The sequence below is a fragment of the Flavobacterium sp. KH_035 genome (assembly GCF_057839565.1).
The window spans coordinates 2,456,487-2,482,755 of sequence record NZ_CM174492.1 but is presented as its reverse complement, the minus strand read 5'-3'; the positions used below and the strand labels follow the sequence as shown (position 1 = coordinate 2,482,755).

Sequence of the window (26,269 nt, the reverse complement as noted above, 5' to 3'; positions counted from 1 at the left end):
GTACCTCTATGGTTTAGAACTATATCATTATCTCGTCAAGATCATCCGTTGACTCTCCTGCCAATTGATTCTGAAAAACTATAAATTTTAGTTTTTCTGAGACCCCAATAACGTCCTGACTCTCGTACAAATCCTGAATGGAAAATCTGGTGTCAAAAGTCCTGTTGATTCTGTTGATTAAAACAGTGGCTTTTAAACTGTTCCCTCCTAATTCGAAGAAATTATCGGTAACACCAATCTTTTCCAGTCCTAGTATGTCCTCCCAGATGGCAACCAGTTTTTCTTCTATTTCATCAGTTGGAGCTATATATTCGAGTTGAATAACATCAGCTGAACTCACCGCCGGTAAGGCATTTTTATCGATTTTTCCGTTGGGTGTAAGTGGTAATTGGTTTAAGAATACAAAGTAACTCGGTACCATATAATCGGGTAATTCACGTCCCAGTGCCAATCGAAGCTGTTGTTTGTCTACTGCCGAAGTGCTCACCAGATAACTCACAATTACAGGATCACCCTGAAGGGTCGCTGTAACAACAACACACTGGTCGATGCCTTCCTGAGCTTGCAATACCTGCTCGATCTCACCAAGTTCAATGCGATAACCTCTGATTTTTACCTGACTGTCTTTTCTGCCGATGCATACGACGGTGCCATCGGATAACCATTTACCCAAATCTCCGGTTTTGTATAGTTTAGTGCCTTCTTTGAAAGGGTTTTCAATAAACTTTTCTGCCGTTAGTTCCGGTTGGTACAAATAGCCTCTGGACAATCCATCCCCCGAAATACAGATTTCTCCAATGACTCCCACTGGCTGTAAGGCCAAAGCATCTGAGAGAATGTAAAACTGAGTATTGTCTATCGCTTTTCCAACAGGAACTGAACTCTCGTAAGAACCTTCAACTCTGTAATAACTGCTATAAGTGGTATCTTCTGAAGGACCGTATAGGTTTCTCAGAGCAATCCCTGAATCTTTGAAATGATTGGCAATGCTCACCGGAAAAGCTTCCCCGGCAAGGTTAATTCCAACCGCATTCTCAAAAGAAGTCCCTTTTTCGATAAGCGTGTGAACCACAGAAGGAACGGTATTGATCAGTACGTTTTGATCGTTTTGGATATAATCTCCAATGGCTAATCCGTTGGTTAATAAGCGGATTTTCTTTCCGATACTAAGCGGATAGAAAAACTCATAGACCGATAAATCAAAACAATGAGAAGTTACCGCATAGAGAATCTCAAAGTTGGTATCGCTAAATTCTCTCTCCGACCAGTGCAGCATTTTTGAAGCATTCTGATGGGTGATCATTACTCCTTTTGGTTTGCCCGTTGAGCCTGAGGTGTAAATGATATACGCCAGATTATCGGGTGTGAAAGTGATCTGAGGAAGTGCTTTTGAAATGGATGACGATTGGTTAAATACTTTTATAAAAGCCTCGTCTATGGTCACTTTACATTTACTGTCTTCTTCAATATAAGCAATACGCTGCGCCGGATAGTTCGGATCAATTGGAACATAAGCACAACCTGATTTTAAAACTGCCAATAAAGCAATAGGAAGCCATTCATTGCGTCCCAATTTTACACCTACCAGATCTTCTATTCCCAGATTGTAATTACTCAACAAATAATGCGAGAGTTCGTTCGATACCTCATCGAGTTCTTGGTAAGTAAAAGTTTTATCGTCGGTTACCAGAGCAATTTGTTCCGGGGTTTTTCTCGCCTGATTTACAAACAGATCGACCATCGTGGTGTTGGGATACTCCACTGTAGTATCGTTAAAATCATACAGCAATTGTGCTTTTTCAGCAGTGCCTAAATAGTTCAGACTGTCTACTTTTTGGCTTGGATTTTGGGTCGCTTCTGTTAAAAAGGTATCCAAATGCGAAGCCAGACGCATTACAAAATCTGCCTCATAAATATCGGTGTTGTATTCGATGTGTAAAATCAATTGTCCTTCTTTCTCTGAAAAAATGAAGCTTAAATCAAACTGACTTACTTTTCTTTGATAGCCTTTGTAGGGTGTTAGGGTTAATCCCTCTATTTGCTGATCTGATGCAAACAGATCTTGTTGGTTTTGCAATACAACCAGTACATCAAAAAGTGCTGATCTGCTGGTATCTCTTCCCAGACCTAGTTCTTCTACCAGATTATCCAGCGGATATTCCTGATGTGAATAGGCATTTAATAGGGTTTCTTTTTGTGTTTCCAGCAGGGTTTCAAAACTGGCTGTGTCTTCAAAACTGGTTCGAATGGCCAGAGTATTTAGATACAATCCAATTTGATTTTCTAAATCACTATGCTCTCTCCCGGCTACTGGAGTTCCTAAAATAAGGTCTCTGGTGTTGGAATATCTGGATAGTAATCCGTTTATTCCCGCCATTAAGACCATAAAAAGACTGGCCTGGTGCTGTTCTGAAAAGGATTGTAAATTGTTACTTGCTTCTTTAGAGAATCTATAACTAATTGAGTCGCCTGCGTAAGTCTTCACTTTAGGTCTCATTTTAGGAGTTGGAAGTTCCAATACCGGCAGGTCTCCGCTAAAAATATTCAGCCAGTAGGTTTCTGATTCTTTTAGTTTCGAAAGCTGTTTTTCGCTTCTCATCCAGGACGCATAGTCTTTATATTGTATGGTCAGTTCCGGTAAATTGCTTTTTATACCCTGAACCAGATAATGATAAAGTGTTAAAAGCTCATTACTTAAAATTCCCATAGACCAGCCATCACTAATGATATGATGCATGTTAAAGAGCAACAAATGTCTGTTCTCTTCTAATTTAAGCAGATGTAAATTGACCAAAGGTGCTTTGCCCAAATCAAATTGATGCTGATAAGACTCCACTACTCTTTCTTTGAGAGCTACTTCTTGATTTTTAATTTTACTAAAGTCTGCGTAATCAATTTTAAAGTCTACGGCTGAAGCCTCGGTGATGAATTGGCGCACTTCTCCTTCTTCATTTCGCTTGAAAGAGGTTCTTAAGATTTCATGTCGGCTAATAACTGTTTTAAAGGCTTCGGCCAGGTGCTCTACATTTAGAAGCCCTTCGAGTTCAAAAGATCCCGGAATGTTATACGCCTGATTACCACCTTCAAACTGACTCAGTATCCACAATCGGTGCTGAGATGAGGTTAGAACATAGTCTTCCTGTTCTTCTGCTTTGGGTATGGCGGTGAAAGCTCCAGCTTCCAGTTTGGTAATTATTCCTGTGATGGTAGGGTTCAAAAACACGTCTTTTACGCTGATTTGATAGCCTAACTGACGGTTGATTTTATTGGCCACTAAGATGACTTTTAAGCTGTGACCGCCCAATTCAAAAAAGTTGTCTGTTACTCCAATGTTTTTTATGCCCAGTATTTCTTCCCAGATGGCCACTAGTTCTTTTTCTAAGGCTGTTGTCGGAGCTATGTATTTCTGCAGCACAATGTCACCTGCACCCACTGACGGAAAGGCTTTTGTATCGACTTTACCATGTGAGGTTAAAGGAATAGATTCTAATTGTACGTAATAAGAAGGCAGCATATAATCCGGCAAGTGATGGCTCAATTTGGCGCGGAGTTCCTGTTTGTTCAGTTGGTTTTCTCCAACCAGATAAGATACAATTGCAAGCTCTCCTTCTATTTGCTTAACCACCACAACGCATTGACTGATGTTTTCCTGAGCTAAAAGGGCATGTTCGATTTCTCCAAGTTCAATACGGTGGCCTCTTACTTTGACCTGATGATCTTTACGTCCCGAAAATTCGATGTTTCCATCGGCTAGCCATCTGCCTAAATCGCCTGTTTTGTATAGTTTAGCTCCTTTGATAAAAGGATTTGGAACAAATTTCTCTGCTGTTAACTCTTCCTGGTTGAGGTAACCTCGGGAGAGACTATCCCCTGAGATGCATATTTCTCCGAAGACTCCGATAGGTTTTAAGGCCTGATCATCGGATAAGATATAAACTTCACTGCCTTTTAAAGGTTTGCCGATGGGAATGAGATTACTTTCTAAATGACTTGTGTCGACTCTGCACATGGTAGCACTGATAGTGGCTTCGGTAGGTCCGTACTTGTTGTAGAAAGCGGCAATTTTAACCATTTTCTCTGCTAAGTTTTTAGGACAGATTTCTCCTGCGGCAACGATTCTTTTTAGTGTTTTGCACGTGGACAGGTCTTCTAAATTTGCCAAATATCCGGGGGTAGTATGCAAGTGTGTTATGGAATTTTCATGCAATACATTGATAAAATCAGCCGGATCGATGATACGCTCTTTGGATACCCCTACCAGCGATGCTCCATTGAACAAGGCTAAAAAGATTTGCTCCATAGAAGCATCAAAGGCGTTGTTTGAGAATTGCAGGATACGATCTGAATGATCCAATCCAAATTCTTCTGTCTGGTTGATGATGTAATTGACCAAACTTTTATGTTCGATCATAACTCCCTTAGGTTGTCCTGTGGAGCCTGAGGTGTAAATCACATACATCAGCTGATTTGGATCCAGAGCAATGGCAGGTGATGTTGTTGGATAATTCTCCTGACTAGATTTAAAGTCTGCTAACAAACGTTCGTCAATTATAACTTTACTCTGACTGTCCTGTTCGATGTAAGCGATTCTTTGCTCCGGATAGGTCGGATCGATTGGAAGATACGCTGCGCCGGTTTTTAAAACAGCCAGTAAGGAGATGTAAATCCACTCACTGCGGTCTAATTTTACGGTTATTAAGTCCTCTGCATTGATCTCAAAATTATTTAATAAGTAATGCGCCAACTTATTGGATACTTCATCCAGTTCTTTATATGTCAAAGAGCGGTCTTCGAATACCAAGGCAACAGCATCCGGTGTTCTGGTGGCTTGCTGCTCAAATAAGGCAACGGCTGTGATGTTTAATGGATTCTCTGTTTTGGGCTCGTTAAAATCCTGTAAAAGGATTTTCTTTTCTGATGAGGAAATATATTCTAATGTGGCTACTTTTTGATTCGGATTTTGGACTGCTTCTGTTAAAAAGCTATCAAAATGCGAAGCCAGACGCGTTACAAAATCCGCCTCATAAATATCAGTATTGTATCCGATACGTAAGGACAATTGTCCCTTTATCTCTGAAAAATAAAAGGTCAGATCAAACTTGCTAAATGATTTTTTTACATTTTTATAGGGAGCTATCTCAAGACCATTCAAAACTAAACCTTCGGCTTTTAATAGCTCCTGCTGGTTTTGAAATACCACTAAAACATCAAACAAAACAGATCTGCTTAGATCTCTTTTGATCCCAAGTTCTTCTACTAAACTATCGAAAGGATAATCCTGATGTGAATAGGCTGTTAATAAGGTTTCTTTTTGTATGGCCAATAATTCTTCAAAAGTAACTTCTTGTTCAAATGTGGTTCGAATTGCCAGTGTATTCAAATACAAACCAACCTGATTTTCTAAATCACTATGTTCTCTTCCCGCTACAGGAGTCCCCAAAATAAGATCTTTGGCGTTAGTGTATCTGTAAAGCAATCCGTTTATCCCTGCCATTAAAACCATAAAAAGTGTCATCCCGTTTTGCTGTGCATAGGCATTCAACTGAGCAGTATTTTCTTTAGAAAAAGAATAATCTACCCCTGAACCATTATAAGTTTTAAGCTTAGGTCTGGTTGTACTCGACGGCAATTCCAAAACAGGCAGTTCTCCCGAAAATCGATCTAACCAGGATGCTTTGGATTTTTCCAGCACTGCTTGTCTGGCCTCACTATTTTGCCACTCTGAGTAATCTTTGTATTGAATAGACAATTCCGGTAATACTACTTCATGTCCTGTAGACAATCCATTGTAAATGGCCATAAACTCTTTGCTTAATACTCCCATCGACCAGCCATCGCCAATAATATGGTGCATGTTCAACATCAGGATATGACGATCGGCAGCCGCTTTTACAATCTCACCAATAAACAAAGGCCCTTTTTCTAAATCGAAAGCATGCCTTAAAAGTCTATCAGCATGATTGCTCAGGGTTTCCTCTGTAGCATTCGTTAAATCTGTAAGTTGTAAAGCTCCCTTGAATTCGGCAACTGGAATGATATACTGCCCCAAATTTCCCTCTTCATCTTCTTTAAAAACAGTCCGTAAACTCTCATGTCGTTCTACTATGATTTTATAGGCTTCTGTCAATTTTTCCAAATTCAGCGCTCCTTTAAATTCGAAGGCATCAAATATGTTGTAGGCCGAGTTCCCTGTTTCAAACTGACTCAATGTCCACAATCGGTGCTGTGATGAAGTAAGCGCATAAGAATATTTGACTGCTGCTTTCGGAATAGATTCTGAAGAAGAAAGTAAGGTGATTAATTCATTTTTATGAGCTTTAATTTCTTCAATAATTTCAGGAGTCAAAGTTCCTTTTGGAGCATTAATTTTCAGATCTCCATTCTCTATTCTAAGCCCGATATTTAAAGATTGTAGAATGTGTATTAAATTTTCTATCATGATATGATTTTTAAAGTAAAGAAAAACGCCTGTATGATTTTTAGAATTCACATACTATACGCTCAGTGATTAACAACAAAATAGCCTCCACAAAGGGCTGAATGTATCTATAGTACAAAAAAAACATGGCTATAAAGTATAGCCATGTTTAGATCTAAAACGAAACTCGCGATTAAATTTTAGATCAATATCTCATCCAGATCATCAGCTGTTTCTACCGCTAATTGATTTTGAAAAACTATAAATTTTAATTTTTTTGAAACTCCAATAATATCCTGGGTTTTATACAAATCCTGAATCGAAAATCTGGTATCGAAAGCCCTGTTGATTCTGTTGATTAAAACAGTGGCTTTTAAACTGTTCCCTCCTAATTCGAAGAAATTATCGGTAACACCAATCTTTTCCAGTCCTAGTATGTCCTGCCAGATGGCAACCAGTTTTTCTTCTATTTCATCAGTTGGAGCTATATATTCGAGTTGAATAACATCAGCTGAACTCACTTCCGGCAAAGCATTTTTATCGATCTTACCGTTAGGTGTAAGTGGCAATTGGTTTAAAAACACAAAGTAACTCGGTACCATATAATCGGGTAATTCACGTCCCAGTGCCAATCGAAGCTGTTGTTTGTCTACTGCCGAAGTGCTCACCAGATAACTCACAATTACAGGATCACCCTGAAGGGTCGCTGTAACAACAACACACTGGTCGATGCCTTCCTGAGCCTGCAATACTTGCTCGATCTCACCAAGTTCAATGCGATAGCCTCTGATTTTTACCTGACTGTCTTTTCTGCCAATGCATACGACGGTGCCATCGGGTAACCATTTACCCAAATCTCCGGTTTTGTATAGTTTAGTGCCTTCTTTGAAAGGGTTTTCAATAAACTTTTCTGCCGTTAGTTCCGGTTGGTACAAATAGCCTCTGGACAATCCATCCCCCGAAATACAGATTTCTCCAATGACTCCCACTGGCTGTAAGGCCAAAGCATCTGAGAGAATGTAAAACTGAGTGTTGTCTATCGCTTTTCCAACAGGAACTGAACTCTCGTAAGAACCTTCAACTCTGTAATAACTGCTATAAGTGGTATCTTCTGAAGGACCGTATAGGTTTCTCAGAGCAATCCCTGAATCTTTGAAATGATTGGCGATACTCACCGGAAAAGCTTCCCCTGCAAGGTTAATTCCAACCGCATTTTCAAAGGAAGTGCCTTTTTCGATAAGCGTGTGAACCACAGAAGGAACGGTGTTGATTAGTACGTTTTGATCGTTTTGGATATAATCTCCAATGGCCAATCCGTTGGTTAATAAGCGTATTTTCTTTCCGATACTAAGCGGATAGAAAAACTCATAGACCGATAAATCAAAACAATGAGAAGTTACCGCATAGAGAATCTCAAAGTTGGTATCGCTAAATTCTCTCTCCGACCAGTGCAGCATTTTTGAAGCATTCTGATGGGTGATCATTACTCCTTTTGGTTTGCCCGTTGAGCCTGAGGTGTAAATGATATACGCCAGGTTATCAGGGCTAAAAGTAATCTGAGGAAGTGCTTTTGAAATGGATGCCGATTGGTTAAATGCTTTTATAAAAGCCTCGTCTATGGTCACTTTACATTTACTGTCTTCTTCAATATAAGCAATACGCTGCGCCGGATAGTTTGGATCGATTGGAACATAAGCACAGCCCGATTTTAAAACTGCCAGTAAAGCAAGAGGAAGCCATTCTGTACGGCCTAATTTTACGCCTACCAGATCTTCTATTCCTAAATTATAATTACTCAACAAATAATGCGAGAGTTCGTTCGACAACTCATCGAGTTCTTGGTAAGTAAAAGTTTTATCGTCAGTTACCAGAGCAATTTGTTCTGGGGTTTTTCTTGCCTGATTTACAAACAGATCGACCATCGTGGTGTTGGAATACTCCACTGTAGTATCGTTAAAATCATACAGCAATTGTGCTTTTTCAGCAGTGCCTAAATAGTTTACGCTGTCTACTTTTTGACTTGGATTTTGGATAGCTTCGGTTAAAAAGGTTTCCAAATGCTCGGCTAAGCGTGCTACAAATTCTGATTCATAAATATCGGTGTTGTATTCGATGTACAGCGACAACTGACCTTCGTTTTCTGAAAAAATGAAGCTTAAATCAAACTGACTTACTTTTCTTTGATAGCCTTTGTAGGGTGTTAGGGTTAATCCCTCTATTTGCTGATCTGATGCAAACAGATCTTGTTGGTTTTGCAATACAACCAGTACATCAAAAAGTGCTGATCTGCTGGTATCTCTTCCCAGACCTAGTTCTTCTACCAGATTATCCAGCGGATATTCCTGATGTGAATAGGCATTTAATAGGGTTTCTTTTTGTGTTTCCAGCAGGGTTTCAAAACTGGCTGTGTCTTCAAAACTGGTTCGAATGGCCAGAGTATTTAGATACAATCCAATTTGATTTTCTAAATCACTATGCTCTCTCCCGGCTACTGGAGTTCCTAAAATAAGGTCTCTGGTGTTGGAATATCTGGATAGTAATCCGTTTATTCCCGCCATTAAGACCATAAAAAGACTGGCCTGGTGCTGTTCTGAAAAGGATTGTAAATTGTTACTTGCTTCTTTAGAGAATCTATAACTAATTGAGTCGCCTGCGTAAGTCTTCACTTTAGGTCTCATTTTGTCTGTCGGAAGTTCCGGTATCGGCAAGTCTCCACTAAATATGTTAAGCCAGTAGGCTTCTGATTTTTTTAGTTTAGCGGTTTGCTCTTCGCTTCTCATCCAACTTGCATAATCTTTGTATTGTAGGGTCAGTTCCGGTAAATTGCTGTTTGTGCCCTGAACTAAATGATCGTAAATCGTGATGAGTTCATTACTTAAGATCCCCATAGACCAGCCATCGCTGATGATATGATGCATGTTAAAAAGTAACAAATGTCTGTTCTCTTCTAATTTAAGCAGATGCAAATTTACTAATGGTGCTTGTCCTAAATCAAATTGATGTTTGTAGCACTCTTCTACTCTTTTTTCTACTGTCGCCTGTTGGTTTTCCACTGTAGTGAAATCGGCATAATCAATTTTAAAGTCTACGGCTGAAGCCTCGGTGATGAATTGGCGCACTTCTCCTTCTTCATTTCGCTTGAAAGAGGTTCTTAAGATTTCATGTCGGCTAATAACTGTTTTAAAGGCTTCGGCCAGGTGCTCTACATTTAGAAGCCCTTCGAGTTCAAACGAAGCCGGAATGTTGTAGGCCTCGTTCCCGCCTTCAAACTGACTCAGTATCCATAAACGATGCTGAGACGAGGTTAAAATATAGTTTTCCTGCTCTTCTACTTTGGGTATGGCGATGAAAGCTCCTGTTTCCAGTTTGGAAATTATTCCTGTGATGGTAGGGTTCAAAAACACGTCTTTTACGCTGATTTGATAGCCTAACTGACGGTTGATTTTATTGGCCACTAAGATGACTTTTAAGCTGTGACCACCTAATTCGAAGAAATTGTCTGTGATGCCAATGTTTTTTATGCCCAGTATTTCTTCCCAGATCACCGCCAGTTGTTTCTCTAAGGCAGTTACCGGAGCGCTGTATTCTTGCTGTACAAGGTTGTTTGTGCCTACCGCCGGCAAGGCTTTGAGGTCTATTTTACCATGAGAGGTTAAGGCGATGGCATCCACCTGAACGTAGTAACCCGGTACCATATAATCTGGCAGCTGATGACTTAACAGTGAACGGAGTTCTTGTTTGTCTACTGGTTTCTCGCCAACCAGATAGGCAACAATTACGGCTTCTGTTTCTATCTCCTGCACGGTTACTACGCACTGATTGATGTTTTCTTGGGCTAAAAGGGCATGTTCGATTTCTCCAAGTTCAATACGGTGTCCTCTTACTTTGACCTGATGATCTTTACGTCCCGAAAATTCGATGTTTCCATCGGCTAGCCATCTGCCTAAATCGCCTGTTTTGTATAGTTTAGCTCCTTTGATAAAAGGATTTGGAACAAATTTCTCTGCTGTTAACTCTTCCTGGTTGAGGTAACCTCGGGAAAGACTATCCCCTGAGATGCATATTTCTCCGAAGACTCCGATAGGTTTTAAGGCCTGATCATCGGATAAGATATAAACTTCACTGCCTTTTAAGGGTTTGCCGATGGGAATGAGATTACTTTCTAAATGACTTGTGTCCACTCTACACATGGTAGCACTGATAGTGGCTTCGGTAGGTCCGTACTTGTTGTAGAAAGCGGCAATTTTAACCATTTTCTCTGCTAAGTTTTTAGGACAGATTTCTCCTGCGGCAACGATTCTTTTTAGTGTTTTGCACGTGGACAGGTCTTCTAAATTTGCCAAATATCCGGGGGTGGTATGCAAGTGTGTTATAGAATTTTCCTGTAATACATTTATAAAATCTGCCGGATCAATGATACGTTCTTTGGATACGCCTACCAGCGATGCTCCATTGAACAAGGCTAAAAAGATTTGTTCCATAGACGCATCAAAGGCGTTGTTTGAGAATTGCAGGATACGATCTGAATGATCCAATCCAAATTCTTCTGTCTGGTAGATGATGTAATTGACCAAACTTTTATGTTCGATCATAACTCCCTTAGGTTGTCCTGTGGAGCCTGAGGTGTAAATTACATACATCAGCTGATTTGGATCCAGAGCAATGGCAGGTGATATTGTTGGATAATTCTCCTGACTAGATTTAAAGTCTGCTAACAAACGTTCGTCAATTATAACTTTACTCTGACTGTCCTGTTCGATGTAAGCGATTCTTTGCTCCGGATAGGTCGGGTCGATTGGAAGATACGCTGCGCCGGTTTTTAAAACGGCCAGTAAGGAGATATAAATCCACTCACTGCGCTCCAGTTTTACGGTGATTAAGTCCTCTGCATTGATCTCAAAATTGTTTAATAAGTAATGTGCCAACTCATTGGATACTCCATCCAGTTCTTTATAAGTCAAGGATCTGTCCTCGAATATCAGTGCTACTGCATCGGGAGTTTTAGCAACTTGCTCCTCAAACAACGCAACTGCTGTGGTATCTAAAGATAACTCTGCTTTTGAAGTATTAAAATCCTGTAAAAGAGTCTCTTTCTCTGAAGCAGAAATATAATCTAATGTGGCTAAAGATTGCGTAGGATTTTCTACAAGAGCATCCAAAACCTTTAGATACGCTTTTAAAACGCGTTTCATTGTCGCGTATTTAAAGATGGCTGCATTATAATCCCATTCTACTGAAATTCTTCGGTCGGGTTGATTATCTGTTAAAGAATCGATTTGCTCGTATACGGTATTTATTACAACACTAATATCAAATCGGGATGTCTTATTGTGTCCTTTTAAAATCTCGATGTCTGCATCCAACAAAGACATGCTTTGTATCGGAACATTCACAAAACTAAACATGTATTGAAATAAGGGATGTAAGTGTAAACTTCTTTTCGGATTTATTCTTTCTACTACCTTCCCAAAAGGGGTATCATCATAGGCATAGGCATCCAGGCAAGTTTCTTTCACCTCGTTTAATACAGTCATTAAGGAATCATCGTTACTAAAATTGGTGCGCAATGCGATTGTATTGACAATCATACCCAGAACTTCCTGAAATTCTTTATAACGTCTGTTCGCAACAGCCGTCCCTACCGAAATGTCAGTTTGATTGCTAAATTTATGCAACACTATTTTAAAAGCTGTGAGCATGGTGATAAACAATGACACATCTTGTTTTTCTGAAAACTGACGTAATTTTTCTGAAAAGTCTAATGAAAAAACATGTTCTATAGTGCCGCCTTTTTTTACAGTGGTTTCATTTCTTTCAAAATCTAAAGGCACTAACTGTTCGTTTGAAAAACCTTCAAATTTGTTTTCCCAAAAGTCTAATTTCTCGTTAATAACGCTCTCGTTTAGGCTATTTTTTTCCCAATAAGCATAGTCTTTAAAGGTAACTTCCGGTTGCTCTACCTCAAAATCCGGATTTCTTTTTAATTCATTATAGATATCAACAAAATCTCTGAATAAAATGCCCTGAGTCCATCCGTCTAAAATTAGATGATGCTCAGAAAATAGTACTACACTTTCCTGTTCTGAAAACTTCAATAATTCGATTCTAAAAAGTGGCCCTTCTTCTATATCAAAAGCACGGCTCTCTACTCTTTCCAGACAATCAGCAATTACTTTATCTTTATTTTCCTTATTTTTTATACCGGTATAATCGATAACAGGAATGGAATAAAAAAATGGAGGAAGTATTTTTTGGCAAGGTTTCCCCTCCTGGTTTACAAAAACGGTTCTTAAAATCTCATGTTTTTCTATAAGTTTTGCAAACGTTTCTTCAAGCGCCTCGACCTCAACAAAACCATTTAGTTTCATCGCTCTGGATACGTGATAAGAAGTATCAGTATTATCCAACTGATTTAAGAACCACAGCCTGTCTTGTGAAAAAGACAACGGGTACAGTTCCTGCTCAGGAGCTTTCATATTTTGGGTTTCTTTCTTGTTTAAAGTAGGAACCAGCTCACTTATTTCTTTGATTGTTGGAGATTTGTAAAAATCTCTTAACGACAATTCAATCCCTTTTTGATCACGTAAACTACTAATAAACTGATTGGCCAATAAAGAATGTCCTCCTAATTCGAAAAAACTAACATTAACATCTACCTGATCCAGTCGCAATAATTCCTGCCAGATAGCAGCAATCTCTTTTTCTTCCTGTGTTGTTGGTAACTGAACTGCTTCGGTAATATTGACAGTTTTAGGTTCTGGCAAACTCTTAATATCGATTTTCCCGTTAGGAATTAAAGGAATAGCATCTATAATTACAAAATGTGTAGGAATCATAAATTCCGGTAAATGCTTTTTTAAATCTATAACTAAAGAAGATATATTAATAAAAGATTCGTTTGCTACCAGGTAAGCAATCAAAATAGGCATCCCGCCAACTTCGTTAATACACACATAACTGTCTACGATGTATGCGTTTACTTTTTGTATGGCCAATTCTATTTCTCCTACTTCAATACGGTATCCTTTATAACTTAACTGACTGTCTTTTCGTCCATAAAAAATTAAGTTATTGTCGATACCCCACTTTCCTAAATCTCCCGTTTTATAAATACGTTCTCCATTTATATTAATAAAGGCATTGTTTGTAAGTTCTTTTTTATTCAGATAAGAAACTGCCAAACCTACACCTGAAAGTCCGATTTCTCCAATGGCGCCTTTTGGTAATATTTTTGTTCCGTCCAACAGATATACTCCTCTGTTTGTAATTGGTTTTCCAATAGGAAATTGAGTATCAGTTTTTCCAACTTTATAATATGTCGCACATACTGTACTTTCTGTTGGTCCGTAAGTATTATAAATATCATAAATACCAATCAGCTGATCTACCTGATGTGGTTTTAATGTATCTCCTCCACTTATAAGTGTTTTAATGTTTAAGTTATAACTTTTGTGACTGTCATTAAGATATTGCAAAACAAAAGGATTGGTACTTAATAAAGTAACGCCAAAACGTTCACAGTCTTTAAGCAATTCATTAAAATCCTTAGTCTCATGAGCAATTACTAAATTACCTCCTACAGACAGAATCGGGAAAATTTCTTCTACTGAAGTATCAAAAGCAGTGGAAGCCTGCTGCAATACAATATCTTTTTCAGTAAGACCAAAATAAACACCAAATGTCAGGACATAATCATATAAAGAACGGTGATTAATAACCACACCTTTAGCATCTCCCGTTGAACCGGAAGTATAAATAATATAAGCTTTATCTTCAGGTTTCAAATCAACAGAAATATAATTTTCTGATGTCGAATCCTCTTCCAATATATGATCTATATTATATTCGATGCCTTCTAAAACAGAATTCGAAAACGAATCTGTCACAATAAAATCTAAGCCGGCATCTTTTATAATGTAGCGTTTTCTTTCCTCCGGATACGCATTATCAATAGGCACATAAACAGCTCCTGCTTTCATGATAGCAAGAATTCCGATAATGCTTTTTTCTGATCTCGAAAGCATTACACCTACTTTATCTCCTTTTTTAACGCCATTAAACTGTAGATAAGAAGCAACTGTGTTGGCATGTGCCTCAAGCGTTTCATAAGTCAGAATGTTTGTTTGACAAGAAACTGCTGTTTTTGAAGTATGGCTAACTACAGACGCATTCCAAAGATCTAAAAAAGTCTCTTCAGGCCTATTTACAACAGGTCCTTTTGAAATTGCCTGTACTTCTTCTAACTGTTCATTACTCGAAATTTGAATCTCGGCTATAGGTGTATTGCTGGTCTCTTTTAATTCTGTTAATACTTTTCTGAATGAGGTAATCAGCTGATTGGCTTCAAATTTTGAAACATATTTTTCGTTGATATCAAATCTAAAACTAAGCTGCCCCTCTACATCCTCAAAAACATGTATAGAAATAGGATCTTCTTCACTATCATTAGACAGTGGATGTATAGTAGCTTTATTTCCTGAAAATTCAGATTCGTACTGCATGCGCTCGTATGACAATCTCACATCATACAGCTTTGAGGTTTCCTGTGGCAGGTTACGCAATATATCGGCCTGCTGAAAACGCTGATGTCTGTAACACATAAAAAGAGTGCTCCTAATTTCTTTTATGAAATCGCTTACAGATGATGTTGTCTCTAACGTCAACTTTAACGGTAACATGCTCAAAAACGGTCCGAAAGTATTTTTTTCGGCAGCATTTTTTCGGTTCAAAATAGGCATCCCTAAATTAACTTCTCCTCTATTGTAATATTTTGACAATACAATAGAGAAACAACCAATCAATAAATGAAAAATACTCAGCCTTTCTGTTTTTACAAACGTCCATAAAGCTTCGTTTTCTTCCTCCGTAAGGGCTATTTCTATATTACAGTGATCTGCTGATCTATTTGTACCGGTATAGATCAAAGAAGGCAACTCTTCATAACGTCCCAACCAAAAGTTTTTATCATTAGAAAAATCTTCAGAAGCTCTATATGCATTGTCTAATGCTATAAAAGATTCGTAAGACAATTTGTTTTTTCCGATACATAAATCATCATATATAACATTGGTACCCAATTGCTCATAAATTCGTTTTACTTTATTAAACAATAACTGAAACGAAAAACCGTCAGAAATGATGTGATGAAGTTTAGAATACCAGATATACGATTCCGGAGCAACTTTAATAAGCCACATTTTGTAAAGCTGTCTGTCCTTCTCGATATCAAAAGGAAGTATAAAGTCTTTCTCTATCATCTGAATCGCTTTTGATTCTTCTGACTCTTCGATACAGGTTAATGCCAAATTACTGTCTGCTTCCTGAATGGTATATACAGGAAAACCACTCTTTTCTTCAAAAACAAAGGAAAAAATATCGTTCTCTTTAATCAGAATATTGAATGCTATTTTAAAACGCTCCGCATCAATACTTCCGTTAATAAAGGCATAACCGCCGATGTTGTATTTTGGTGACTCATTGTCAAGTATCTGATCAAGCCAGATATATTTCTGCACATTTGTGACATTATTTTTCATAAGTATGCTTTTTATAATTTAAATAAATAGCGAAAACGTAACGTTATCGTACCTTTTTTGATTTTTAGTATAGGTAGAAACAACCGCACCCATGATTTAACACAGGTGGAATTGATGTTGTATTAAGATTTATATGGTATTTTTCTCTGAGAACGAGGGAATTAGAAGTCTAAAAACTACGCCTTCGCAAAGACGTTTTCTGTTGGATTGGATAGATATGACAAAGGAATGATGGCTGAGATATTCTGACGCAAAGAACTTAGTCTTACACTGATTCTATGCTGATTGTCGACTCTGAAAACTTCACATTCCAAACCCGAAAGCTCACCATGCTCGATTTTAAGTTTATCTCCAATTTTGGGTAGTGCCGGTTCAATCTGAACATCTGTGATGTCTTTTACCTGGGTAAAAAGCCTGATGTGATCAATTTCTTCTTCGGAAACTTTTCCGTATTCTTTGCCAAAAGACAAATAAGAACAGCCACTCTCTACATTTAAGGCATCATGAAAGTCTTTATTGGATTTGATCTTGACAAAGACATAACTGGGAAATAATGGAATCTCTATTTTCTTGATTCTGTCACTCCATTTTCTAATACTGGTGGCCATAGGCAAAAAAGCTTCAATATTTCTTTCTATTAACTCTTTATAGACTTTACTCTCATGTCTGTACCTTACGTAAAGAACATGCCAACCTTGTTTTTGATCCATACTATTTGGTTTTTTCGTCACCGGACATAGCTGCGCTATTACCAGTCACATGGTTATTTTTTTTAGAGATACGTTTTTTGGTTTAATAGCTTTACCTTTTTACTTTAAAGTAACTTTGGTAATAATGTTTTTGTTGAAACTCTCAAGGCAAATTATATTGTGTTTTGAGAGTGTTGTAAAAATCGGAATGTTGAGGATTCAACTACTTATTTTTACTGAAGTAAATTTACAATACAGGTTTTCAAATTCTACTACACCAAAGTGTAGTTCAACTTGTTAGCATCAAATACTACCTTATTGGGTAGTTTGGAGTTTGGAGTCGAAAGCTCGAAATCTTCTGCTACAACCAAATGTTTGTTCTCGTTGTAGAAATCAATAAGCCCATTATAGGACATAGATACCGGTATAGTTTCAGAACCCAGGTATTCAATAGATTTTCCAACAACCTTTGCTTTAATACCCATTAGAGTCAATACACGAAGCAATTTGGCATCGATTTCGGCAAAAGCCATATTGTCTTTGTGTTCGCAAACCGGAGCAATGGCGCAAACCAATAGTTTTTTTAGCAGATTAATGTCACGAACACCTTTTTTGATGGCAAAACGTCCAATATGCCATATTTCATTTATTGCATTTCCTTCAGCACAAATAAAAGGATTGATGCCAAACATTTTCTGAATTGGAAGTGGGGTAATGAAATCCCATTTCAAAACTCTGATGGTTCCTGTAAAATCTCCAAGGTCGTTTTTGAAAGCGAAGATTTTAGAGTTCTCTAAGTAGCCCATTTCTTCTTTGTAAACCGCATCAATATCATTTTGATAATGACCAGGAAGGATTTCATTGGAATGGTGATTGAAGTTTTCTGTTACTACAAATTTTGACATAAGTAAGATGTCATTTTGACTAATTTCTGTGTGGTGGTTTTTGGCGAGTTTCATAGTATTTGTTTTCTCCAAAACTATCACCACAATTTACGCTTCTTGCTACACAAAATACTAGTTCCCAGTATTTTAAGAAAAAACTACCCTTAAGTGTAGTTTTTAAAACGACAGTATATTAACCAAAAAAGTGCCAAAAACCGAATTAACATTCTTATCGAAATGAAGTTAAATTCGTATAGAAATAAAAATATTTTAACAGCATCTGTTCAATTTTTCCTATATTCACATCCTGTTAAAAAAATACTAAAATATGGTAATTGAAAACGACTTTTTTTCCTCAAACAACACCGTTCAAAAGATCTCTGAAGACGAAAAAGGCAGACTTGGAAATTATTTGGAATTGGTCAGGGCATTTGCCAGAACTACTTACAGCAGTATTTATATTATTGACTACGAAAAAAAAGGTTTTGAGTATGTGTCTGAAAATCCATTGTTCTTATGCGATCACACTCCTGCAGAAGTTCAGGAATTAGGCTATGCCTTTTACTTTAAGTACGTGGTGAAAGAAGATTTAGATTTATTACTGAAGATCAACACCATAGGGTTTGATTTTTATCAAAATATCCCAGTAGAAGAGCGCATACATCATACGATCTCCTATGACTTTCGATTAAAGAATCCCAGTGGAAAGACATTTCTGGTGAATCAAAAGCTGACTCCCGTTTTTTTAACTAATGACGGTAAGATCTGGAAGTCGATCTGTATTATTTCACTTTCTTCTGAACTGCAGTCCGGAAATATTAAGATTTATAAAAAAGGGGAGAATAAGATCTATAGCTATGATCTGGAAGGAGATTTTTGGAAGATGATGAAAAAAATAGAACTCACCAGCCGCGAGAAGGAGGTTTTGCAATATTCGATTAGAGGCTTTACCATTGCCAATATGGCCGAAAGTATGTTTGTCTCGGCTGATACTATCAAATTTCACAAAAGGAAGTTGTTCACCAAACTAGGTGTCGGTAATATTGCAGAGGCAATAGCTTATGCAACCAGTAACAAACTGATTTAAATCACATTCTTTAACACATAGAAGAATAAGTTGTTCTATGTGTTAAATATTCTTTCACGCAGATTTAAGCAGTTTTTTTAATCTAATTATCTTGTGTCTTACAATCTCATAATCTACTTAATCAGGGGCGATTAATTCAACACATAGAAACATAGCCTCTCTAACGCAATAAAAGACGTTTCACTTCAAATAAAACACATACCACTATGTGAAAGAAATGAGTTTCTTTTATAAACTCCTTTTCGCACTTAAAAAAAATCTATGTTTCTATGTGTTTAAATATTTTTTCACGCAGATATTACAGATTTAAGCAGATTTTTTAATCTAATAATCTTGTGTCTTACAATCTCATAATCTACTTAATCAGGGGCGATTACTTAAACACATAGAAACATAGCTTTTCCAGCTGAAATTAAGGCGTTTTCACTTCAAATAAAACGCAGAGTGCTATGCGAGAGAAATATGCCTCTATTAGACACTCTTTACTCTTTACTCTTTACTCTTTACTCTTTACTCTTTACTCTTTACTCTTTACTCTTTACTCTTTACTCTTTACTCTTTACTCTTTACTCTTTACTCTTTACTCTTTACTCTTTACTCTTTACTCTTTACTCTTTACTCTTTACTCTTCACTCTTCACTCTTCACTCTTCACTCTTCACTCTTCACTCTTCACTCTTCACTCTTCACTCTTCACTCTTCACTCTTCACTCTTCACTCTTCACTCTTCACTCTTCACTCTTCACTCTTCACTCTTCACTCTTCACTCTTCACTCTTCACTCTTCACTCTTCACTCTTCACTCTTCACTCTTCACTAAAACCCGTGTCTCCATGTGGTAAATGTTTTTTCCTGCAGATTGTGCAGTCTTTTTCATTAGATCCTACAGAAATTACATGCTATTTAAACAATAAAGCATTCTCTTGTTAAAAAATAGTAAACAACTAGAAAACAAGTATTTATACGTGTTCTTTAAAATTATAATTTTCCTAATATTGTATACCATTAAAAAAGTGGAGTCAGAACCCACTTACAAAAAAAAACGAGGCGTATTCCGAAAAGCCTTACGAGTAGGAAAACCAACAAACAAATAAATTATGGCAACTTATCCTTATTCACAAGATGCATTATTAGTAAACAGCATCAATGCAAAAACTGTAGTTTCTATTGTATCAGGAATGCAAGTATCCGTTACTACTTTTAGTTCTCCAGCAGGAAATTTAGGTTCAATCACCCTTTCACCTGTACAGCCAACAGCTACGAATGTAGAATTTAAAGCTGGATCACAAAAACTGCAAATCGACCTTATCAGTTTTAGAGCGCAATTCGGACTTGACAGCGGACAGGTTACGGCAAGCGGACGTGCAACAGATCAGGACGGTAATAACGAAACTGCTTTTGCGAAACAAATTGCTGCTTGGTCTTAAGTAAAACATCAGGGTAATTTCCTGGGTAAATCATACTTATGAAGCCAAAAACTGCCCCCCTATAAAACCCAAATCACCAACAAAAACGATTGTATTACAAAGTGATCTTTACAGGTATGCACTACACTTCCTAATACAAAATTAACCCAGGAAAATTCCTCTATACTATACTAAAAATTATGGCAATTTATCCCTATTCACAAGATGCATTGTTAGTAAACAGCATCATAGCGACGACTATAGTCTCTTTTGTAGAAGGTATGGAAGTATCCGTTACTACTTTTACTTCTGCCTTAGGAGCTCAGGCATCAACTACTCTTTCTCCAGCACAACCGGCAACTATATCAGGAGGAACCTTAGGATCGATCACTCTTTCACCTGTACAATCAAAAGCTGTCGACATCAAATTTACAGTGGGCTCACAAAAAATACAAATAGATCTTATTAGTTTCAGAGCTCAGTTCGGACTTGATACCGGTCAGGTTATTTGTCGTGGAAAAGCAACAGATCTAAATGGTGAAAACGAAGCTATTTTTGCCAAACAAATTGCGGCCTGGTCCTAAAAAAATGCAGCGTAAAATCCCGCGGTTAACTCTATATGAAGTCAAAAACAGCATATACAAATCGAATATACCCTATAAATATCCTGCTAAAAGTGATATTTATAGCTATGCTTGTAACATTTCCTATAACGGCTTTTTCACAGGATACAATCCCTCTGCCTCTTGAAAAAATAACTGCTCCAATAGTCGAAAGCGGTACTACCGGAGAACGGTATTTTGGTGATTTACTAATACAATATGCGATTGATCCAACAGGCAAAATTGTGGTCTGTACTTTATATCTAGCAACTGTTTTTGTAGGAGTACAATCTTTAACTCCGACCAGTCCGATTTATGAGTTTGACTTGAAATCAGGTGAAAGTACCACGAGTGGAAGTCTCAGTATTTATCTCAATTTCTCGCCATTAGTTTCAACCCTCAAAGCAGATCTGACGTATTCGGTTAAAGCAAACAACACCAGCTTTCCTTTTAAAGGTGATCTCGTCGGCTGGTATATTTATGAATAAAATTTAAATTTTACATTTTACATTTTACATTTTACATTTCAGAATGAAGATGACTTTATAAAATCCTTGTAATTAAACACTTTTGTTAAACTTTACCCAGTAGATTTTATGGCAACCTTACAATTCACAAATACTTCGTCAGGCAACAGTTCGTTGTATCTGGCTGCAAAAGATAGTAACTGGTGTGCCTATCTTCTGGCAAATGGTGTTACAGGACCGGCAAGTGGTTCAATTGGGCTGGATGAACTTTCCGCCTACAATGGTTATTTTCTATTTTCATTACATGCACCAACCCTTGACATCAATACATTTGTAACCAATGTATATACCTTTCTTGGGCCATTGCAAACGTATCAGTCGGCATCAGTAGTTTGGTTTACAAATCCTAACACGGCGCTGACCCAAATCAATACACCTCAACTCGTTTTAACAGGAGGAGCCAATGGGATTTATTCTGTTCTAAACGGCTTTAACTACAGTTTTGGAAACAACTATGCCACCTTGTTCATCAGCAACAACAGTGTTATTCTGACACTTGATACAACCAATAATGCGATGACTATTTCCGGTCAGCAAGGAGCAACTAATTATACTTTCTCGTCTAACAATCTGGATTCTTCAGGTCAAATTCAAGGCAACATCGAAATACCACTTACTGGAGCCGGACAAGGACGTATCAGATTTATACTGGGTTTTAATGCTTCTTCAGATTTTAGTGGTTTTAATGTCAGCAATCAATACAGCTTTAAAAATAATGCCAATGAGGGTATACTCACAAGAGTCACCTACTCTCTGATACAAAAGGGAAGTTTAAATGATTTCATCAGCATGCAAAGCAGTATTTATCCTTGTGATTTGTTAAACCAAGCTGGTGTCAATACCTACTTTGCCTATTTGGGGCTGACCTATAATACTTTTACACAGCAAACCCGAATTTCGGCTCTGCCGTCTTATTACCTCACTAATTTCGGCTATCCTTTAATTCTAATTCCTTATACCAATTTTATAAACAACGGTGTTTCTTTAAATTATCCAACACAAAACAGTTCGCTACTTGTATTTAGCGAACAGACTCCGAACGATCCAAATGCCGTGTGGTATATGACGCCTGAGGGAGCATCAATACTTACCCTTGACATTTCGTATCAGAAAAATATTGATGTTAATAATCAAGTGCAATTGATGTGTGGACTGGGTTCTACAGAAACGATCAGTTTTACGCCTCAGTTTATTGATTCCAATAATGTAGTTACTGGTAGCGGAGACTGGCTTTATTATCAAACCAACCAAAATGCTTTTGCTCCCCAGTTCCCTATTCAGGCAACTCAGAATATAGTGGGCAGTAATACCTCTCAACAAGAACTCTCGAACAGTTACATCACAGGATGGAATGGCGTTGTTCTGGCCAATCAAAATGAGACTCCGGTAGTTTATCACGCGCAACCTCAGGGTTCACCCCTTTTCTCTCCCGATAAAGATTCCCAATCCCCTTTATTCAGTCATCTCACAACCGGATCAGGTGTGTTATCGGCCGCCAGTGAAACCATCTTTTTTCCTTTGGTACCTTATGGAGCAACAATCGCAACTCCGTCCAAGAATGTTGATTTTTCATTATTTGAGAAACAAATACTCAACCCGACCAGAAAAGCCATTATAGCCAATGTAATGAGTACCCAAAATATTCCGCCAACGGTTAGCCGTTTATTAAATGCCAGAGCAAACCTAAACGAAAATGCCAGTGGAATATCTTCGACCACTCCACAAGGATTTTATGTTAATGTTGATTCTACTGACGGAAAATGGAATACTTTACAGCTGGCCAGTAATCAGTTTTTAACTTCTGACGGTACACTTTCTAAGATCTTTAATTTACAATTTACACCGCCAAGTGCTACACTTCAAACGGCTTTGCAGTCGAATCAGCTTTTTTTGGTCATTTCTTACAATCAAAAACTGAGCGACGGCACTTATGTACTGGATAATTTCAGTAATGAAATGGAAATTACTGAATGGCCTTTTATATTGAATGTTCCAAAAGAACAAACAAATGGCAAATATAAAAATGTATTGATATTTAAATTCTGTACCGGCACACTAACCGATAAAGTAAAAAACATTCAGGGCTGGAACTCGCCGAATACCTTTAATAATACCAGCAGTAACGGACTTCCCAATCTGAGTATGTGGTTAGAACAGTACATACAAAGCGGGATGGATAAATATACGGTACAACACGACAATGACTATCTCAATTTTTACAATATAGCCACAAACCCCAACTGGCAAGGTATTCTCTCTCTCGGAGTTGACATCAGCGTACAGGACTTTCCGAAGGAATTACAAGGGTTACTGGCAGGTATCGATTTGGATAATTTTTACGCCCATCATTTCGGAGTTGACATTAGTATTGTAAACAATGATAAGGGAACCGTATCCATGCAGCCTACCAGTTCAATGTTTGCCCTTATAGATTATGAAGATGCTACTTTTGAAGGCATGGGTGCCGATCCTGTAGCTTATAAAACGAATGCTCCGATCAACGGTACTGTAGATTATGATTTTGTAGTGTTGCAATTAAAAATTGTATTTACCAACAGTAAAATATACAATTACAATAGTTATCTGGCTTTAACCGTCAATAAACTTTTTGGAGAAAAAATTGATGCCGCCAACCGGGCAAATTTAATTGTACTGACCGGTACTTATGAAAACAATAATGGCGTTCCAACCTATGCTTTTACCAATACCTCCGATAATGTCCTAAATCCGGTAAATACAAATATTATTACGGACATTGAAATTATAAAAACAGCATTTATCACCACAGTATCCCAAAACGATGTGACCAGTGACACGGTTAATGCTAAATTCTCTTTTTGGGGTTTTATCAATTATAATGATCTGGAAGGTTTTGATTTGTTCTCTTTTGGAACGGAACCCGATAGCACAACAAACAATTTCAGAGGGCTATCCTACTCTAATATGTATGTCGATCTTACCTTTCAGCTGGAAACTCCTACTACTAAAACTTTTCTCTTTGATATCAGTCAGATGTCATTTGATGTTGGACAAAGTACGCCGCGAAAAGACAGCTTGTATTCGCATTTCCCTCTGCAATTGTCCGGAATTACCAACGGGGACGCTACCAATAGTCCAACATCTCAGGGCTTTCTGAATGTAGCTATACCTGCGTTGCAACAGCAGCAAAGTGTAAGCGGTCAATGGTATGCTTTAGTGTTTAATCTAAATATGGGAACCCTAGGGTCACTGGCCAGTTCAGCCGGATTTACCTCCACCTTTATGATGGCCTGGTGTGTGGGAGCAAAAGGTGCCTGGGCAGGAGTAAAATTACCAGGAGTTAACCCACAAGCCCCTTCTTTTAGTTTACAGGGTGTGCTTAAACTAAATATTGGTTCAATTATGTTGCAAAAAGCAACCGGTACAGAAAGCACGGCTTATTTGATGAAAATCAACAATATTGCCTTAGAGGTATTTAGTTTATCCTTTCCTCCGGGAGGAAATATATGTTTTATGCTATTTGGCAATCCAGCTGCCAATGCAAAACCTGAGAGTTTGGGCTGGTACGGATCATACGTAAAAAGTTAAATAAATATGGCACTAAATCTTAATGAACTGATAGCAACCATCGGCGACGAAAATGATGACCGCTTTCCCCGAGCTAAAGCACAGGTACAAACTTATCTTGGTACGTTAACTAAGGTAAAAATATTTATTGCTACCAGTCGAAATTTCGGACATCAATCTTCCTCAATTAATATTCTGTTTAACATGATAAGATTAGGGTGTAATGCTAATTTTGTAATTGTTTATCAGGACAAAGATGCGCTTAATAAACTAAAAGTACTCTTACCCATTAATCCCGCCAATCCACAACCTCTTACTTTTCGTAATTCGACGAATACAGGTGATATTATCGTAACTTTTAAACCTTTTACAGAAGATCCGGTAGAAAGTGATTTGGCTCTAACAGGTGGATACGATGATTCTGTCACTACCTTAAAAGCTTTAAACGCAAAATACATTATTGAACTACAGCCTTATGATTGGAATGAACCAGGTAGCGAGAATGCGATTTACGTAAAAGCTACAAATTTAACTATAAACCTGGATCAACAAATTACAGACTTTAATAAACAGGCCTTTTATATTGAAAATCCCACCAGGGATAATGCTTTTTGGGCTCAATTTCCTGCTGCATTACCTTCATGGAACACTACTGTAAATTTAACAACTGCCCTATTAGATTTGTATGGCCTCGACAAAAAATTTTTATTATCTCCAGTCTATGGAATCAACACAGGATCAATAGATCCGATACTTACTCTTTTTAATATGTGCTGTGGAATATCTTACCAACAAAGCGGTGGAGATCCAAGAAAAGCAGTCATAATTAGCTTTTCACCTTATAGTCAGGAAGGTCAGAATAATTACATTAATTTAGATACTTTAAAAAAATTTATCGATACCGGTAAATATCCAAATAAGGGATATTTATATGAAGCAGACAGCTTTTGCGAATCCTATCTCGCGTCCTCAAAATTAGCCTCCAGAGTACAATACTATTACGGTACAAACCCGGAAGAATTAAGTGCTTTAATAGAAGGATTAACCGAAAAACAGATATTGGTGGTTCAAATTGGTCCGGTACCGGCTCCAATATTTAATTACACTTATTACATGGCCAACCTGCCCTTTGTTTTTGAAGGACAAAATACCGCTACACTGGCTATGAACTTTGGTCGCCCATACCTACAATTAGGCCCCACGGGATCCTACTTCAATAAAGTTTTTTTTCCTGGTTTGCCTCCTGGCAATATTCCCCACAATAACTTAAATGGACAGATTGCTACCATGATATCCTCTAAAATGGATGCCCTGCCACGTCTTTGGAGAATAAATGCCAGTACCAAAGTCACTAGTGCGGACGAAAGATTAAGCAGGCCACAAACGATAGATAAACTAACTCCCGCCTATGTTCTTGGCAAATATGCTTATGATACTTTAGTACCTAAACCCGATAATATGCAAACCAGGTACTTTAAGGAAATAGGAACTTATTTTCATGATGAAAAATATGACAAATTACTAGATGCCCTAATATACCTGAACAGTAACATTATTAACCCTTAACAGCAGACTA

At 37.7% G+C, this 26,269-nt stretch carries 10 protein-coding genes; 6 read left to right on the top strand and 4 right to left on the bottom strand.

Annotated features, from left to right (window positions below):
* Positions 1-19: 19 nt before the first annotated feature.
* From AC3IS6_RS10520 to AC3IS6_RS10505, 4 genes are all read right to left on the bottom strand, one after another.
* Positions 20-6,439: an amino acid adenylation domain-containing protein gene (locus AC3IS6_RS10520; RefSeq protein WP_489164824.1), complete on the bottom strand. Its 6,420-nt coding sequence runs from the start codon at positions 6,437-6,439 to the stop codon at positions 20-22.
* Positions 6,440-6,618: 179 nt separating this feature from the next.
* Positions 6,619-15,954 (bottom strand): non-ribosomal peptide synthetase, encoded by a 9,336-nt coding sequence (locus AC3IS6_RS10515; protein WP_489164823.1) that lies wholly within the window; start codon positions 15,952-15,954, stop codon positions 6,619-6,621.
* A 176-nt stretch (positions 15,955-16,130) separates the two neighbouring features.
* A complete protein-coding gene (locus tag AC3IS6_RS10510) occupies positions 16,131-16,664 on the bottom strand; it encodes a UpxY family transcription antiterminator (RefSeq protein ID WP_281925271.1) in 534 nt (177 codons plus the stop codon).
* A gap of 251 nt (positions 16,665-16,915) precedes the next feature.
* Positions 16,916-17,548: a hypothetical protein gene (locus AC3IS6_RS10505; RefSeq protein ID WP_489164822.1), complete on the bottom strand. Its 633-nt coding sequence runs from the start codon at positions 17,546-17,548 to the stop codon at positions 16,916-16,918.
* Positions 17,549-17,855: 307 nt separating this feature from the next.
* Between AC3IS6_RS10505 and AC3IS6_RS10500 the strand changes: the two genes are divergently transcribed.
* From AC3IS6_RS10500 to AC3IS6_RS10475, 6 genes are all read left to right on the top strand, one after another.
* Positions 17,856-18,614, top strand: coding sequence for a response regulator transcription factor (locus AC3IS6_RS10500; protein ID WP_489164821.1), 759 nt, complete (start codon positions 17,856-17,858; stop codon positions 18,612-18,614).
* 1,095 nt (positions 18,615-19,709) lie between these two features.
* The gene (locus tag AC3IS6_RS10495; protein WP_173964614.1) at positions 19,710-20,039 is read left to right on the top strand and encodes a hypothetical protein; all 330 of its coding nucleotides are present in this window, start codon (positions 19,710-19,712) and stop codon (positions 20,037-20,039) included.
* A gap of 179 nt (positions 20,040-20,218) precedes the next feature.
* A complete protein-coding gene (locus AC3IS6_RS10490; protein WP_489164820.1) occupies positions 20,219-20,602 on the top strand; it encodes a hypothetical protein in 384 nt (127 codons plus the stop codon).
* A gap of 107 nt (positions 20,603-20,709) precedes the next feature.
* The gene (locus AC3IS6_RS10485) at positions 20,710-21,108 is read left to right on the top strand and encodes a hypothetical protein (RefSeq protein ID WP_489164819.1); all 399 of its coding nucleotides are present in this window, start codon (positions 20,710-20,712) and stop codon (positions 21,106-21,108) included.
* Between the two features lie 108 nt (positions 21,109-21,216).
* Complete coding sequence (locus AC3IS6_RS10480) at positions 21,217-24,714, top strand: hypothetical protein (protein ID WP_489164818.1); 3,498 nt, start codon at positions 21,217-21,219, stop codon at positions 24,712-24,714.
* A gap of 6 nt (positions 24,715-24,720) precedes the next feature.
* Entirely contained in the window at positions 24,721-26,259 is a 1,539-nt protein-coding gene (locus AC3IS6_RS10475) for a hypothetical protein (protein ID WP_489164817.1), read from the top strand.
* Positions 26,260-26,269: the final 10 nt, after the last annotated feature.

Excerpts from the sequence above, each read along its gene's own strand:
- AC3IS6_RS10520 (WP_489164824.1), bottom strand. The coding sequence starts at position 6,439 with ATGATAGAAAATTTAATACACATTCTACAATCTTTAAATATCGGGCTT.
- AC3IS6_RS10515 (WP_489164823.1), bottom strand. The coding sequence starts at position 15,954 with ATGAAAAATAATGTCACAAATGTGCAGAAATATATCTGGCTTGATCAG.
- AC3IS6_RS10510 (WP_281925271.1), bottom strand. The coding sequence starts at position 16,664 with ATGGATCAAAAACAAGGTTGGCATGTTCTTTACGTAAGGTACAGACAT.
- AC3IS6_RS10505 (WP_489164822.1), bottom strand. The coding sequence starts at position 17,548 with ATGTCAAAATTTGTAGTAACAGAAAACTTCAATCACCATTCCAATGAA.
- AC3IS6_RS10500 (WP_489164821.1), top strand. The coding sequence starts at position 17,856 with ATGGTAATTGAAAACGACTTTTTTTCCTCAAACAACACCGTTCAAAAG.
- AC3IS6_RS10495 (WP_173964614.1), top strand. The coding sequence starts at position 19,710 with ATGGCAACTTATCCTTATTCACAAGATGCATTATTAGTAAACAGCATC.
- AC3IS6_RS10490 (WP_489164820.1), top strand. The coding sequence starts at position 20,219 with ATGGCAATTTATCCCTATTCACAAGATGCATTGTTAGTAAACAGCATC.
- AC3IS6_RS10485 (WP_489164819.1), top strand. The coding sequence starts at position 20,710 with ATGCTTGTAACATTTCCTATAACGGCTTTTTCACAGGATACAATCCCT.
- AC3IS6_RS10480 (WP_489164818.1), top strand. The coding sequence starts at position 21,217 with ATGGCAACCTTACAATTCACAAATACTTCGTCAGGCAACAGTTCGTTG.
- AC3IS6_RS10475 (WP_489164817.1), top strand. The coding sequence starts at position 24,721 with ATGGCACTAAATCTTAATGAACTGATAGCAACCATCGGCGACGAAAAT.